Raw genomic sequence first — 15,222 nt, forward strand, 5'->3', positions numbered from 1 at the left:
ATATGAAAGAATCCTACCTAGAAATTGTTGAGCTTGATAACGGCGATATCGTGCTGCGTCCGGCCAGTGAAGATGGTGAGGAAACAGTGCCATTGGCAACGCTTAAAATTTCCGATGACACTCGGTCTTATTTAAAAGATCGTTATTTTGAAATGGCGAAATGTATGTTTCATGCGGGTATTGATTATGTATATTCAGATGAAGCCTTTCTTGAAGACGAATCAGAGTATCTTGATGACTACCGTCCTAAAATTTTACATTAAGGGTGTGAGATCGAAAGGTGTATAAGGAAGTTAAATTAAAGGCGAAGCTCATGCTTCGCCTTTAATTTTTACAATATTTGATAAGGGTTAATCTAATCAAATACCTTGTCTAATTACCCCTACTGATAAACCTTCGATGGCAAAGTCTTCACTTTCTAAATTGACAATAATGTCATCAAATTCTTCATTTTCAGGGATTAGACGGACGATGCTGCCTTTTTGCTCGAATCGTTTCACTGTGACTTCATCGCCTATTCGTGCAACCACAATTTGGCCATTCCGTACCGTGGTGGTTTTATGAACGGCGAGTAAATCGCCTTCCATTATGCCAATATCTTTCATGCTGGTTCCCGAGACAGACAAGAAGTAGTCAGCATGGGGGGAAAACATACTGGCAGGTATGCCGACATGAGAATGAATGTTTTCTTGGGCTAAAATAGGGTACCCTGCTGCAACTTTGCCAATAACGGGTAAACCTAGGTCGTCTTTTGATTCATCATTAGAGGCCATATCAATAAGGCGAATGCCACGAGAGGCGCCAGATAGCATCTCTATAGCGCCTTTTTTACAAAGGGCTTTAAGGTGCTCTTCTGCTGCATTGGGAGATTTAAATCCAAGCCTGCGTGCAATTTCTGCTCGAGTGGGTGGAAAACCAGTTTCACTAATAAAATCGCGAATGGTTTCTAGAACGTCAGATTGTCTTTTGGTTAATTTAATCATAGGGTATCTGGTTGTTTATACAGTTACTGTTATTATATACAGCATTCCTAACTATACTCAATGATATAAATGCTTTCAGACGAACTAAAAACACAAATTCAACTTGCATATCGAGCCTCTTTGGATGCGAAGTCCCATAAACCAAGGGCTGGACAGCGCCAAATGATTGGTGCGATTGCTCGTACTTTAGGTAATATTAAACAAGGCTCGGAAGGTGAGCGACTTGAAGAAAAACATGTTGCTGTTATTGAAGCCGGTACGGGGACAGGAAAAACCTTGTCTTATTGTCTTGCAGCAATTCCTATCGCTAAAGCACGTGGCCTCAAATTAATCATTTCAACCGCTACGGTGGCGCTACAAGAGCAAATTTTACACAAAGAATTGCCGGATCTGCTCGAGCATACTGAGTTGAGCTTTAAATATACGCTCGCGAAGGGGCGAGGGCGTTATTTGTGTTTGAACAATCTTGAGAGTTTTTTGAGTTCTGAAGAGCAAGCTATGGACGATATGTTTGCCGGTCTGTTTGAACAACACTTGCATTCTGATGATGTTAATACCGTTTTATATCAAGAAATGGATGTTGCTCTGTCAAAAGGGGAGTGGGATGGCGATAAAGATAATTGGTCCGGGGTGGTTCGTGATCAAGATTGGCGTCGTTTAACCACAGATCATCAGCAATGTACTAACCGTAATTGTGCAAACTATTCAGCTTGCCCATTCTTTAAAGCCCGTGCTGAAATCGAAGTAGCGGATGTGATTGTTGCTAACCATGATTTGGTGTTGGCTGATTTGTCTTTGGGTGGAGGGGCAATACTTACACCGCCTAAAGAAACAATTTATGTTTTTGATGAGGGGCATCACCTTCCAGATAAGGCAATAGGGCATTTTCGTCATGAAGTTCGTTTACAGCAAAGTATTACTTGGTTGCGTCAATTAGAAAAAAATTTGGTGAATTTAAAGCAGGAACTTACTGATGCCGTAAGTGTAACTGGGCAGTTATTACTTAAGATTCCTCAGCAAATACAGAATATTGTCAACTTTATCCAGTATGCGCAGCAGGGTTTGGCGCCTTACATCCAAGGTTTAGGACTGGATCAAGAGAATAATCAGCATAGGTTTGAGTTCGGGCTTATTCCAGATGAATTGCGTCAGCTTGCTTACAGTCTACAAACAACGTATCAAAAACTATTTAACAGTATTGAAAGTATTCAAGAAGAATGTAAAAAGACCAAGCAAAACGAAGGAATGGGAGTGACCGCGGAGACCGCTGAAACCTGGCAGCCAATACTTGGGGTGATTCTTGGACGTTTAGAGGTTTGTATTGGTTTGTGGCGTTTGTATTCAACTGTCGATGACCAAAATTATCCGCCTAATGCACGCTGGTTGATTTTGTCTGGTCAAGGAATGGAACAAGACATTGAACTTGGAGGATCTCCTATCCTAGCTGCGAATACTTTAAGGCAGCAGTTGTGGGATAAGTGTTTTGGTGCGGTGGTGACTTCCGCGACATTGACAGCGCTGAATCAATTCCACCGTTTTAATATGCGATCAGGGGTGCCTAGGGAAAGCGAATATTTACGAGTTATGAGTCCCTTTAATTTTCAAGAAAATGGTCTGTTGGTCGTACCGGATATGGAGCATGAACCCAATCGGGTTGATCAGCACACTGCTGAAATTGTTGCCTATTTAGATGAGCATGTGAATACGGAGAAAGGAAGCTTGGTGTTATTCTCTTCTCGTCGACAGATGGAAGAGGTGGCCCAGTCCGTTTCAGCAGGATTGCAGGAAATACTTTTGATGCAAGGTGAGCAGTCTAAGCGTGTTATTTTGGACTCACACAAGTCTCGTATTGATGATGGAAAAGGAAGCTTATTGCTTGGCTTAGCAAGCTTTGCTGAAGGCGTGGATTTACCTGGCAATTATTTAACTTGTGTGTATATCGCTAAAATTCCATTTGCTGTACCGGATGATCCGGTTGAAGCGACGCTGGCTGAATGGATTCAGAAACGTGGTGGCAATCCATTCATGGAAATTACTATTCCAGATGCTTCGTTGCGTTTGGTGCAAGCAACTGGGCGGTTATTGAGAAGCGAAAAAGATTCTGGTGAAATACATATTTTAGATAAACGTTTAAAAACAAAGCGTTATGGATCTCAATTGATTAATAGTTTACCTCCTTATAAGTATCAGTAGTCAGGGAGGTAGGTTTATTAATCCTCAATCTTTCAGAGAAGTGGTTAAATAAAACGTTATTCTGAAAAAATAGTAGGGCATAACCCAAAAGCCTGCACTCTCTTTCAATAACGAATTTTTATTCGCCCTCAAGAAAGAGAACTTATTCGTATCCTTCCTAGGCTTAACAAAGCGGAAGCAAGGGGTGATAAAGCTTTACCAATTAGGTACACTCCTTGCTCAGATTATTAACCTCAAATCACAATAGAAGCGTATAGATTCCAATATGGAAAAACAAACTCAAGAAGCTCCAGCAGAAATCACTACAAAACCTAAGCGTACTCGTCGCCCTAATAAGCGTCCAAAAAATAATGATGATGCTCAATCACGTCCTGAAGCTAAGGCCACTGAGAATACAAACGCTAAGGTTTGGTCTATAGAAGACTTTCCGGTTGCTGAAGTTGAAGGCAAGATGCGCTTCCATGATTTGAACCTTCCTGACCGAGTTATTAAGTCTATTGCCGAAATGGGCTTTGAATATTGCAGTGAGATCCAGGCCGAAACGTTACCAACGACTTTGTTGGGTTACGATATAATTGGTCAGGCTCAAACAGGGACAGGGAAAACAGCGGCTTTTTTGATAGCCATGATCAGTGATTTTCTTGATTACCCTTTGGAAGAAAAGCGAGCCAATAATTTTGCCCGAGGTTTAATTATTGCACCGACGCGTGAGTTGGCAATACAAATCGCCGATGAAGCAGTCAAACTAACATCAAATTGTCATTTGAACGTAGTGACCTTAGTTGGAGGTTTAAGTTACGAAAAGCAAAAGATCGCCCTAGCAACTGAAAATGTTGATATTTTGGTTGCTACTCCAGGACGACTGTTAGATTTTGCTCGTAGTCGTAAAGTGCAGCTGGGCAAAGTAGAGTGTTTAGTATTGGATGAAGCTGACCGTATGTTGTCTATGGGCTTTATTCCTGATGTGAAAAGTATTATTCGCATGACTCCGCATAAAGAAACAAGGCAAACAATGTTGTTTAGTGCGACCTTTCCAAAAGATATTCAAGCATTGGCTCAGCAATGGACTTATTTCCCGAAAGAAGTGTCGGTTGTTCCAAAGGAAGCGACGAATCAAAATATCGATCAGGTTATCTATACTGTTGAAGCGGATCAAAAGTGGCCAGTATTGCAGCAATTGATTGAAAAGAATGGTGGTCAGCGTACTATTATTTTTGCAAATCGTCGTGATGAAACTCGTGATTTGTACGAACGTTTACGTAAAGCTAATATCAATTGTGCGATTTTATCAGGTGAAGTCGCCCAAGATAAGCGCGTAAAAACATTAAAGAACTTTAAAGATGGCGCTATCCAAGTACTCGTGGCAACGGATGTTGCTGGTCGAGGTATCCACGTAGATAACGTCGAGTTAGTTGTTAATTATTCACTACCAGAAGATCCTGAGGATTACGTGCACCGCATTGGTCGAACTGGTCGCGGTGGCGAAACTGGAAAATCGGTAAGTTTTGCAAGTGAAGATGATGCTTTCATGATTCCTGAAATTGAAAGGGTCGTAGGTGAGAGTATTCGCTGTGAATACATGGTTGATAGCTCTCTATAAAACGCTTACTTTTTAAGTGAGATAATATGTATTTAGAGCACCATTTTGCAAACTTGGGTGAGGCCTTTTATTCGAAGGGCCTTATCCAACCACTTCTTGAGCAGCGGCTGGTTGAGTTTAATCAGTCTCTTGCTGCCTTTCTGTCTATTGATATTAAATCTAATGATACCAAGCGTATCTTAAGTGGTGAAGAGCCTCTTTCTTCCAGTCTAAGTATGGTTTATGCGGGCCATCAATTTGGTGGTTTCTCGCCTCAATTGGGCGATGGCAGGGGGATTCTTTTAGGTGAGGTTCGTGGTCAAGACGGGCTTTTGTATGACTTGCATATGAAAGGAGCTGGACCGACGCCTTATTCTCGCCGTGGTGATGGTCGTGCTGTTTTGCGTTCATGTATACGTGAATATTTGGCCAGTGAAGCAATGGCGGCTTTGTCTATCCCTTCTTCACGTGCTTTGGCGTTATATGATAGCCGTGAGGCCGTGTATCGAGAAACACCAGAACCAGGAGCTATGTTGCTTAGAGTGGCGCAAGGGCATATTCGTTTTGGTCATTTTGAATACTTTTTTTATCAGGGCAAGCATGCTGAGTTGGACCAGCTCATTGATTATTGCCTTGAGCATTATTATCCAGATTGTTTAGACACAGATTCACCTATAGAAAGTATGTTAATTGAGGTGGTAAAGCGTACCGCTCGAATGATTGCTCAATGGCAAGCCGTTGGTTTTCAGCATGGTGTTATGAATACGGATAATTTTTCTTTTACTGGAGAGAGTATTGATTATGGTCCATACGGCTTTATGGAAGAGTATCAGCCGAATTGGGTATGCAATCACTCTGATTATGAAGGTCGTTATGCGTTTTCTCGACAGCCGGGTGTTGGCTTATGGAATTTAAATTGTTTGATGAGATGCTTTTCCAAGCATCTAGAAAGGGATCGGTTGATTGCTATTTTGCAGCGCTATGAACTGGAGCTGCAGTCTCACTATGACTCGCTTATGATGAATAAAATAGGCTTGCACGATGAGCAAGATCTGCAGGTGTTGTTACCACAACTATTTACGATTCTGGAAGCGGAAAAAATGGATTACACGGTATTCTTTCGTTTATTAAGTCATTATCAGCAAGGGGATTTTAATCTTTTGCTTGATGAGGTGGTTGATCGTGAGCGCTTGTCTGTATGGCTTGAAAATTATGAAGTGGCACGTAATAAGCACAACTTATCTTGGTCTCAGGTCAGTGACGCTATGTTGGCCGTTAATCCTAAATTTATATTAAGAAATTATTTAGCGCATGATGTGATTTTGGCCGCAGAGCAAGGTGATTATTTGCCGTTTCGACGTTTGTTGAATGTTTTAAACCATCCATTTGATGAACATGTAGAGTCAAACGAACTAGCACAAAGATCGCCAGAATGGGCTAAATCGTTAGAAGTTAGTTGCTCTTCTTAGTATTTTAAAGACAATAATTTTTAAAAGAGAAATAGTCAGTATGAAGCATTCTGTATGTGTGTTGGGTGGTGGTAGTTTTGGTACGGCCTTAGCAAATATTATGGCTAAAAATGGTCACCAAGTTAGCCAGTGGATGCGCAATGAAGAACAGGTCGAAGAGATTAATTTAACGGGGTTGAATAGTCGATATTTACCGAACGCACCTTTGCACCGTGAGTTGTTGGCGACCAGTAATTTAGAACAGGCAATTCGTGACAGCGATACTGTGTTTGTGTCTATTCCCTCCAAATCGTTCGAGCAGGTTGTTCAGCGCATTGAACCATTATTAACAGCCGATAAAATTTTAATCAGCACGACGAAAGGTTTTAATCCAAATCGCTTTGAACTTATGAGTGATGTTTTGCGTCGAAACCCCATAACACAAAAAATCGGTGTGTTAAGTGGTCCAAACTTAGCGAAAGAGATAGCTGCAGGGCAAATGACTGGTTCTGTCATTGCCAGTGCAGACGATAATGTGCGTCAACGTGTCATTGAGTTGCTAAAATCGCCGACTTTTCGAGTATATGAAAATACTGATAGTACGGGTGTGGAATTGGCTGGTGCATTAAAGAATATTTATGCGATTGTATGTGGGCTAGCTAAAGCGCTGAATGTTGGCGAAAACACCATGTCGATGATTATGACAAGAAGTCTTGCTGAAATGAGCCGATTTGCCGTGCATTTTGGAGCTAACCCGATGACTTTTCTTGGTTTAGCAGGTATGGGAGATTTAATCGCAACTTGTACTTCACCCTTAAGTCGAAATTATCGAGTAGGATTTGCTATCGGTTCCGGTCAGAATTTAACTGAAGCGGTAGGGGGGATTGGAGAGGTTGCAGAAGGGGTGAATACTCTTAAAATGGTTGTGGATGAAGCCCATAAAAATGGTTTGTATATGCCACTTGCAGAAGGTTTGTCTAAATTGTTGTTCGAAAACGCTAAACTGGAATCTTTGATAGGTTCCATGATGACAGGCGAGCAAAAATGGGATGTCGAATTTGCGACAAATGAGGAGAGTAAGAATGTCTAAGCCAGGTTATGCTGATCAAGGATTTTGGTTTCGAGTGATTTTTATGCTGCTATATTGGGTGGTGTTGAATATTACGATAACGATATTTGGTGTTTTGCTGGTGCTGGTAAGTTTAGTGAAATTAGGTTCAAAACATGAGCCAGTTACTTTATCTTCTTGGCTGAAAAGTGTGGCATCTTTTATTGGTCAGATTTTTTTATTTATGTCCTATAAGACAGAGGAAAAACCTTTTCCATTTCAGCCATGGCCTCAGGTGAATTCGGATGAAGAAGCCTAAGCGTCTTTATGTGTTACGGCACGGTAATGCTCAACCATATGGTTATGACCATGATGAGCTCCGAGAGTTAACTGAGCTTGGGGCCGCTGAGGTTAAGGTGGCTGCTCGTTCATTTCTTGCTAAAGAGGAAATGTTCGATGCGGTTTTTGTTAGTCCTTATATTCGAGCTCAACAAACTGCGAAAATTTTTTTGGCAGAGCTTGATATTTCGGTCAAGGCAATGGATAGCTTACTTATTACGCCAGCAGGTCGGGCGTCAGATGTGTCGAGTTGGCTGGAAATGCAGCCTTATCAGTCGATTTTACTTGTTACTCATCAGCCTTTTGCTCATCAGCTGATCGATTTTTTAGTAGATGAACCACTCCCTGTAAGTTTCGCTATGACAACCGCTACCTTGGCTTCGGTTGAAGGTGATTTTTTTGATGGAGCATGTTGTCAGTTTCGTTGGCATATCTCTCCTTCATAATCTTTTAGTTTTCATTTAATTTATTGGTAACAATATTCGCTATGGGAAATGAAATTGTTTATAAGCTAGCCCATACAGAGCTGGCTGGCTTACAGTGGCTACCAAAAAATAACTGTGCTTTAAAGGTTCTTTCATTGCATGGCTGGTTAGATAATGCTGCTAGCTTTATTAATTTATCACCGCACTTGCATGAGTATACCCATGTTGCACTAGATTTAGCTGGGCATGGTTTGTCAATGCACCGACCAGCAGGCAGTTTTTATCATTTATGGGACTATGTTTTGGATGTGGTGTCTATTTTAAACCAGTCCAAGCAAAGCGTGTGGTTAATTGGTCATAGTATGGGGGGAGCTGTCGCAATGCTGGTAGCGGCTATTGCTCCAGAAAAAGTTCGTGGATTGATTGTACTCGATAATATTGGGCCTTTATCCGGTAGTCCAGAAAGTCGTGTGCTTACTCTGCAACGTGCCGTTAGTAAAATGGCTAAACTTCGTCCTGGTGGGGATACGAGTTATTCAACAAAAGAAGAGATGGTGCTGGCTAGAATGGATGGCTTCACGACACTTTCCAACCCAGCTTCAAGGCTATTAGTTGAGCGAGGAGCGAGTCAAAATAAAGAGGGTGTTTGGGTATGGCGTCATGATAGAAAACTGACACTTCCTTCGCCATTTCGTATGGATGAAGCGAGTGTAGAAGCCTTTATAAAGGAAATTAAATGTCCCACACTGGCGTTGCTGGCGAAGGATGGTATCTATCACAATAACCCTCAATTTGTTGACCAGCGAGCAGCACAATTTCCCTGGATTAAGTTGAAGTGGTTGGAAGGAAATCATCACTTTCATCTTGAACCAAAAACTTGCTTAGCAGTTGCAGGCGAAATCCAGCGATTTATTGATTTAAACTAGAACGATAATCCCTAATGACTTGGGGTAGGGAAGTGTTTATGGCTAATTTCCGTGGTTTTGTGTTTGTGGTGTCGATTTTAGCTTGTAGTTCTTTTTCTGCATTGGCTGCTATTGAGCCTTATCGAGATGCTCAGCTGATCAAAAGTCATTCTGAGGCTGAGATAATGGTTGAAGTCCCTTTAAGCAAAATTCGTCGCGCGGGAAGTGGCTGGGAGCCTGAATCGGTAATTCGTTTAAAAGGAGACTATTTTTCCTCTCTTTATAAAATTAACCGTAATGCTTTGCTGCCAGACGTTTATCAGCATTATCGTTCTCAAATGTTATTAGATGGCCGCAGTATCGTATTTGAATGTGCAAGTAGAAGTTGTGGTAGTAGTAATGCTTGGGCAAATAACTTTTTTGGTGACTATCTTCTTTATGGTTCAGATCAGAGCCAATTTTTGCTGGTGGTTAAAAGCAAGCAAGGAGTTTATCAAATTTTATATTTGAATCGTCGTGGTGCCGGGGATGTGATGGTTCGTCTTGATAAGGTTAAGACGGAAGAAGAGAATGGCGATGGCTTCGAGATTGTGGCTCAGATGGATGTTGAAGATATTCCGAGAATTCGTCGTTTTGTCAGAAATTTACCGCCGGGACAAAACGTAGTTGGCTTTGTGACAAGTCAAAGAGAGGGGGCGTTAAGCGCAATTGAGTCTGGAGACCTGCTTATTGCTTCGGCGTTAGCAGGGCTTGGTGATCAGCTTAAAACTAAAGTTAGATTTATTAATTTGGCCGATTTCGGGCGAGAGTCGCTCGGTGTGAATCAAGTTTCATTTGTATATGTTCGTCCATAGGCGGAAGTAGTGGTGAAAGCAAAAAAAACAGTTGCTCTTGTTTTGGGGAGTGGTGCGGCACGTGGGCATGCGCATATTGGTGTGATTCGAGCTCTTGAGGAACGCGATTATGAGATTATTAGTATTTCTGGTTGTTCTATTGGGGCAATAGTTGGTGGCGTTTTTGCGGCGGGAAAATTGTCCGAATACCAAGAATGGGCGGAATCATTGGACCGCATGAGTGTGATTCGACTGCTAGATATGTCTATATTAAATGGCGGATACATCAAAGGGGATCGTTTTTTTGAGAAGGTTCAAGGGATGATAGGTGAGCCTACTATTGAATCTTTGCCTATTGCTTACACTTCCGTCGCGGTTGATTTGTTGAATCAGAAAGAGTTCTGGTTTCAACGAGGGGATTTAATTAGTGCAATGAGGGCTTCTTCGGCTATTCCTTCACTAGTTTCACCCGTTAATCTCAACAGCAGAATGTATGTTGATGGTGGTGTGCTGAATCCTTTACCTATTATTCCTTCGGTACCGGCTGGTGCAGATTACATAGTGGCCGTTGATTTGAACGGTCCTGCTGAGAGAGTGCTTGAGGATATAACTGACGAATCAAAAAATGTGCCTGCTTGGTGGCTAAGTACCAAAGGTTTTTTTGGTAAGGGAAAAGAAGAAGATGTGGAGAGTAAGACTAAGTACTCTCCTGAAAGCTGGGGGCGTTTGCAAACAATCAATATGATGTTTGAAACCATGCAGGAATCTTTAACTCAATATAAGTTAGCTGGTTATCCGCCCGATCTGCTTATTTCCATTCCTAAAGATGTTTCCGGATTTTATGAGTTCTGGCGTGCTAAGGAATTAATTGAATTTGGTTATGATGTGGGATTAAAGGCCATCGATGGTTTAGAGTCGCCAGCCTCAAGTTATTATTCCTTTCCTAAGGGGTATTAGGTAGTCTAACCGATAGGGTTTATCCCTAGACTTTTCAGTTGTTTACATAGAGAAATAAGAGGTAAGCCTATGAGGCTATTCGGGTCCTCTCCTTCCATCTTTTCAAATAAGCAAACACCTAACCCCTCGCATTTAAAGCTCCCGGCACAATCTAAAGGCTGCTCGATTGTAATATAGTTCAAAATCTCTTTCTGTGTCAGGTGTCTAAAATATACATGGTATGAACTTAATGAATACTGATGGATTTGGTTTTCTTGATTAAAAGTGCAAAGGCCTGTTAAAAAACTGACTTTTTGGCCGCTGAAGCGGCTTAGTTGCCTTATTGCATTGTCTTCTGTATTTGGTTTACCCAAAATGTCATCGCCCAAAACGGCGACTTGGTCAGATGTGATAATTATTCCATCTGCTTGATTACATTGTTGTCGCTCAGCATGAACGGCATTGGCTTTGGTAATGGTAAGTCTTTTCACTAAGTCTTGAGGAGATTCCTTTGGGAGTGGTGTTTCATCTATGTCAGGGGATTGGCACTCAAACGGTATTTTTAAGCGTTTAAGTAACTCTTTTCGGTAGGGGGATGAAGAGCCTAGAATAAGTTTTTTTTGCATCATTTCTTGATCGTCATGTATGTGAGTGATGATATTTTACTGTTTTTTTGTGGGAATAGACTAAAAGAGCGAAAAAATATGCTTTAAGAGCACTTAGACTTTGACAATAAGGGCCCTTGGCAATATTATTCCCCGCCATGTTGAATGATACATTACCTAAATATTTTGACCCTCGTAAATACGCTAGCCATGAGTCGGCGTTAGATGGGTGCCTGCCTCTTAACCAGTTTAAGGAGCTTTGTGCTATATTAGCCTCTGATGAGGGTAATGCTTTTATTCATCTAGACTTTAGAGTTGATGAGGATAGGCGCTACATTGCCACTGGATCATTAACTGCCCAAGTACAGGTTGTTTGTCAGCGTTGTATGGGGGCTGTTTCACATGATTTAGCGTTAGATTTGTCCTTGGCCTTTGTTTACGACGAAGATCATGCTAAGAATCTACCGGACAATTACGATCCTGTTGTCATGACCGATGGTGAAGTAATTTTGGCAGATATGGTTGAGCAAGAAATTATACTTGCTCTGCCTATTGTCGCTTATCACGAAGAAAGTGGTTGCAACCCAACAGCTGTAAAGTATGCCTCGTCTACCGATGACGCACCGGATGACGAAAAACCGAATCCATTTAGTATATTGGCCCAATTAAAGGCCAAGTAAAGTTAGGAGCTCCAAAAAATGGCAGTACAAAAAAGTAAAGTAACTCGTTCACGTCGCGGCCAGCGCCGTTCACACGATGCTTTGACTGGTCCAACTCTATCTGTAGAAAAGACAACTGGTGAACTTCACCGTCGTCACCACGTTTCTGCAGACGGTTTTTACCGTGGCCGTCAAGTTGTCACCCCTAAAGGTGAGTAACTAAGATACCCATGATTAGGGTAGCTTTAGACGCTATGGGCGGGGACTTAGGTCCCCGCATTGCTTTCGAAGGTGCGCAGCAGGTGCTGGCCTGCCATAAAGACGTCACCATCACAATCTACTACTTCCCCAGTAGTGATTTGGAAATTCCTGAATCACATGAACGTTTGTTGTTAGTTGAATGTTCTGATGTTATCGGTGGAGATGAAGAGATTGTCCTTTCTTTGTTTCGACGTCAAAATTCTACCCTTTATCAATCATTGAGCGCTCTGTCCCAGCAAACTTCAGATGTAACGGTTACCTTGGGTAATACTGGAGCTATGGTAGCATTAGCTAGACATATTCTAGGCGTGTTGCGTCCGAAACTTTACCCTGCATTAATGAGGGAACTATATTCAAAACCTCTAAAGTGTTTAGTCGATCTAGGTGCCAATGTTCACTGTCCTCCATCCATGTTGGTAGGGTTTGCAGAATTAGGTGCTGCGTACGTTGAAGCTTTGAGTAATGAAGTGGCGCGAGTTGGTTTGTTGAATGTGGGTGTCGAGAGTTCTAAAGGTAGTGTTGTTATTCGAGAAACGAATCGACTTTTGTCTGCTAAGGTGTGGCCACATTATTTAGGTTATGCAGAAGGCACAGAGTTATTTGAGGGTAATAAGAACGTTATTGTGTGTGACGGTATGGTGGGGAATGCTGTATTAAAAGCCTCAGAGGGGCTCTTTTCTTTTCTGATGGGGCGCTTTAAAGGAGTGGAGGGTGCATCTTCTTTGGTTGAGACTTTTTACCAAACTGAACATAGACATGGTGCATGTTTGGTGGGTGTTTGTGGCAATTTGGTAAAAGGTCATGGTCGTTCGGATTTGCCTGCTATGGTTGGTGCGATTGAGTATGGAATTGATATTGCGCGAGCAGATTTGTGTTCTGCTATCAAAACGCGTCTTTGTAATGAGGAAATAAAATGAGCACTACATCAGCTTTTGTTTTTCCTGGGCAGGGTTCTCAGCAATTGGGAATGTTGGCAGATTTAGCGGAGAAACATGAAATAATTGAGCAAACTTTTGCTGAAGCGTCGAGCGTTTTGGGTTATGACTTATGGGATCTTGTGCAAAATGATGCTGAGAAACTTAGTCAAACAGATAAAACTCAGCCAGCACTTTTGACGGCAAGTGTCGCTTTGTGGCGTTTGTGGGAGCAACAAGGTGGTGCTAAGCCTGATTATGTGGCTGGACACAGTCTTGGTGAGTATTCGGCTTTAGTGTGTGCTGGTGTTATTGAGTTTACTGATGCTGTTGAGCTAGTAAAGTTGCGCGGTGAGTATATGCAGCAAGCGGTTCCTGCTGGCGAAGGCGCAATGGCGGCTATTATTGGTCTTGATGATGATAAGGTGATAGCGGCTTGTGAAGCTGTTTCAGGAATAGTAAGTGCGGTTAACTTCAACTCCCCAGGTCAGGTAGTTATTGCAGGCAATGTTGCTGCTGTAGAAGCGGCAATGGTCAATGCCAAAGAAGCGGGTGCTAAGCGTGCCTTACCTCTACCTGTGAGTGTTCCATCGCATTGTGAACTTATGATTCCTGCGGGTACTAAGTTAGCTGAAAAGCTTGAGACAATTGCATTTAGCGCTCCTTCTTGTACTTTAGTGCAAAATGTAAGTGCGCAGGCTGTTTCAGACCCTTCAGTGATTAAAGAAAATCTGGTTTCTCAGTTAAGCGAGCCAGTTTTATGGACGCAATCTGTTGTGTTACTTTCCGAATTGGGTGTAACTTCTACTGTTGAGTGTGGTCCAGGTAAAGTTTTAAGTGGTCTAAATAAACGTATAGTTAAGGGCTTGGAGACTTCTTCTCTAGGTGATTTGGCTGGATTTGAAGCGGCTTTGTCTGCGTAATTGAATTATATTATTTGTAAGAGAATATACGATTCGAAATAGATTGTAGGAGACAGCATGAGTCTTGAAGGAAAAATTGCTCTAGTAACTGGAGCAACTCGCGGTATTGGTAAAGCGATTGCTCTAGCTCTAGTTGAGCAGGGGGCTACGGTTATTGGCACAGCGACTAGCGAATCTGGAGCACAAAGTATTTCTGAGTATTTGGGTGCTAATGGTAAAGGCTGGGTGCTTGATGTGTCATCAAGTGAGTCAGTTGATACCGTTGTTAAAGAGATTACGACTGAATTTGGTGCGCCAACGGTTCTTGTAAACAACGCTGGCATAACACGCGATAACTTGATGATGCGAATGAAGGAAGATGACTGGGATCAAGTGATTAATACCAACTTAACATCTGTTTTTCGTGTGACAAAAGCTTGCTTACGCGGTATGACTAAAGCAAAATTTGGTCGTGTAATTAGTATCAGCTCTGTTGTTGCTTCGATGGGTAATGGTGGGCAAGCAAATTATTCAGCAGCTAAATCTGGCTTAGAGGGCTTTAGCCGTTCTTTAGCAGCAGAGATTGCGTCCCGTGGTGTCACTGTCAATTGTGTCGCTCCAGGATTTATTGAAACAGATATGACTAAGGTGTTACCTGAAGAGCATAAGGCTAAATTGGTCGAAAAAGTGCCTTCATCACGTCTTGGTCAACCAGAAGAAATTGCGGCAGCAGTCGCATTTTTGGCGTCAAATGGCGCTTCTTACATCACTGGAGAAACAATACACGTCAATGGCGGTATGTATATGTCGTAATTTGAGTTGAATTTTATATTTAATTCAACGAAAATACGTCTCCGGTTCATGTTGAGAATCACGCCTTACGGGTGGTCGAATTTTTATAATATGCTCACACTGAGCTGTTAATGAGTAGAGTAGGAACTTCTAATGAGTAGCATTGAAGAACGCGTTAAGAAAATCGTTTGTGAACAACTAGGCGTTAAAGAAGAAGATGTTGTTGCTTCAGCATCTTTCGTTGATGACCTAGGTGCAGATTCCCTAGATACTGTAGAGCTTGTTATGGCTCTTGAAGAGGAATTTGATACTGAAATCCCTGACGAAGAAGCTGAAAAAATCACTACCGTACAAGCAGCGAACGACTACATCAACGCTAACTTGTAAGATATTGGTGAAC

Annotated in this window: 18 protein-coding genes; 16 read left to right on the top strand and 2 right to left on the bottom strand. The window is 42.0% G+C overall.

Annotated elements, in window-relative coordinates; translation table 11 throughout:
- The first annotated feature begins 2 nt into the window (after positions 1-2).
- Positions 3-263 carry a hypothetical protein gene (locus C0J08_RS10485; RefSeq protein WP_212656077.1) on the top strand — a complete coding sequence of 87 codons (261 nt, stop codon included), beginning with the start codon at positions 3-5 and terminating at the stop codon, positions 261-263.
- Between the two features lie 96 nt (positions 264-359).
- On the opposite strand, the gene lexA is transcribed toward C0J08_RS10485, so the two are convergent.
- Positions 360-983: a transcriptional repressor LexA gene (lexA, locus tag C0J08_RS10490; RefSeq protein WP_212656078.1), complete on the bottom strand. Its 624-nt coding sequence runs from the start codon at positions 981-983 to the stop codon at positions 360-362.
- A 69-nt stretch (positions 984-1,052) separates the two neighbouring features.
- Between lexA and dinG the strand changes: the two genes are divergently transcribed.
- The 9 genes from dinG to C0J08_RS10535 all read left to right on the top strand — a co-directional run bounded on the left by dinG (position 1,053) and on the right by C0J08_RS10535 (position 10,710).
- Positions 1,053-3,176, top strand: a complete 2,124-nt coding sequence (gene dinG, locus C0J08_RS10495; protein WP_212656079.1) for an ATP-dependent DNA helicase DinG — start codon at positions 1,053-1,055, stop codon at positions 3,174-3,176.
- Between the two features lie 265 nt (positions 3,177-3,441).
- A complete protein-coding gene (locus C0J08_RS10500; protein ID WP_212656080.1) occupies positions 3,442-4,776 on the top strand; it encodes a DEAD/DEAH box helicase in 1,335 nt (444 codons plus the stop codon).
- Positions 4,777-4,802: 26 nt separating this feature from the next.
- Positions 4,803-6,224: a protein adenylyltransferase SelO gene (locus tag C0J08_RS10505; RefSeq protein WP_212656081.1), complete on the top strand. Its 1,422-nt coding sequence runs from the start codon at positions 4,803-4,805 to the stop codon at positions 6,222-6,224.
- A gap of 40 nt (positions 6,225-6,264) precedes the next feature.
- Positions 6,265-7,293, top strand: coding sequence for an NAD(P)H-dependent glycerol-3-phosphate dehydrogenase (locus C0J08_RS10510; protein WP_212656082.1), 1,029 nt, complete (start codon positions 6,265-6,267; stop codon positions 7,291-7,293).
- Positions 7,286-7,570 (top strand): DUF4389 domain-containing protein, encoded by a 285-nt coding sequence (locus C0J08_RS10515; protein WP_212656083.1) that lies wholly within the window; start codon positions 7,286-7,288, stop codon positions 7,568-7,570. The genes C0J08_RS10510 and C0J08_RS10515 overlap by 8 nt, the downstream gene beginning before the upstream one ends.
- Complete coding sequence (gene sixA / locus C0J08_RS10520) at positions 7,557-8,036, top strand: phosphohistidine phosphatase SixA (RefSeq protein ID WP_212656084.1); 480 nt, start codon at positions 7,557-7,559, stop codon at positions 8,034-8,036. The genes C0J08_RS10515 and sixA overlap by 14 nt, the downstream gene beginning before the upstream one ends.
- Positions 8,037-8,077: 41 nt before the next feature.
- Complete coding sequence (locus tag C0J08_RS10525; protein ID WP_212656085.1) at positions 8,078-8,941, top strand: alpha/beta fold hydrolase; 864 nt, start codon at positions 8,078-8,080, stop codon at positions 8,939-8,941.
- Between the two features lie 38 nt (positions 8,942-8,979).
- The gene (locus C0J08_RS10530) at positions 8,980-9,774 is read left to right on the top strand and encodes a DUF4892 domain-containing protein (protein ID WP_212656086.1); all 795 of its coding nucleotides are present in this window, start codon (positions 8,980-8,982) and stop codon (positions 9,772-9,774) included.
- A 12-nt stretch (positions 9,775-9,786) separates the two neighbouring features.
- Positions 9,787-10,710, top strand: a complete 924-nt coding sequence (locus tag C0J08_RS10535; RefSeq protein ID WP_212656087.1) for a patatin-like phospholipase family protein — start codon at positions 9,787-9,789, stop codon at positions 10,708-10,710.
- Between the two features lie 5 nt (positions 10,711-10,715).
- Here C0J08_RS10535 and C0J08_RS10540 read toward each other — a convergent pair whose 3' ends face one another.
- Positions 10,716-11,318, bottom strand: coding sequence for a Maf family protein (locus C0J08_RS10540; RefSeq protein ID WP_349304786.1), 603 nt, complete (start codon positions 11,316-11,318; stop codon positions 10,716-10,718).
- A 113-nt stretch (positions 11,319-11,431) separates the two neighbouring features.
- Here C0J08_RS10540 and C0J08_RS10545 point away from each other — a divergent pair, with 113 nt between their 5' ends.
- From C0J08_RS10545 to acpP, 6 genes are all read left to right on the top strand, one after another.
- A complete protein-coding gene (locus tag C0J08_RS10545) occupies positions 11,432-11,974 on the top strand; it encodes a YceD family protein (protein ID WP_249344618.1) in 543 nt (180 codons plus the stop codon).
- Between the two features lie 18 nt (positions 11,975-11,992).
- Positions 11,993-12,172 (top strand): 50S ribosomal protein L32, encoded by a 180-nt coding sequence (rpmF, locus tag C0J08_RS10550; RefSeq protein WP_212656088.1) that lies wholly within the window; start codon positions 11,993-11,995, stop codon positions 12,170-12,172.
- Positions 12,173-12,183: 11 nt separating this feature from the next.
- Positions 12,184-13,131 (top strand): fatty acid synthesis protein, encoded by a 948-nt coding sequence (locus C0J08_RS10555; protein ID WP_212656089.1) that lies wholly within the window; start codon positions 12,184-12,186, stop codon positions 13,129-13,131.
- Positions 13,128-14,051, top strand: a complete 924-nt coding sequence (gene fabD, locus C0J08_RS10560; protein WP_212656090.1) for an ACP S-malonyltransferase — start codon at positions 13,128-13,130, stop codon at positions 14,049-14,051. Before C0J08_RS10555 ends, fabD begins: the two co-directional genes overlap by 4 nt.
- Before the next feature lie 57 nt (positions 14,052-14,108).
- A complete protein-coding gene (gene fabG / locus C0J08_RS10565; protein WP_212656091.1) occupies positions 14,109-14,843 on the top strand; it encodes a 3-oxoacyl-ACP reductase FabG in 735 nt (244 codons plus the stop codon).
- 132 nt (positions 14,844-14,975) lie between these two features.
- Complete coding sequence (gene acpP / locus C0J08_RS10570) at positions 14,976-15,209, top strand: acyl carrier protein (RefSeq protein ID WP_012069834.1); 234 nt, start codon at positions 14,976-14,978, stop codon at positions 15,207-15,209.
- The last annotated feature ends 13 nt before the right edge of the window (positions 15,210-15,222 follow it).

It is taken from the genome of Marinomonas sp. CT5, assembly GCF_018336975.1.
Lineage (GTDB): Bacteria > Pseudomonadota > Gammaproteobacteria > Pseudomonadales > Marinomonadaceae > Marinomonas.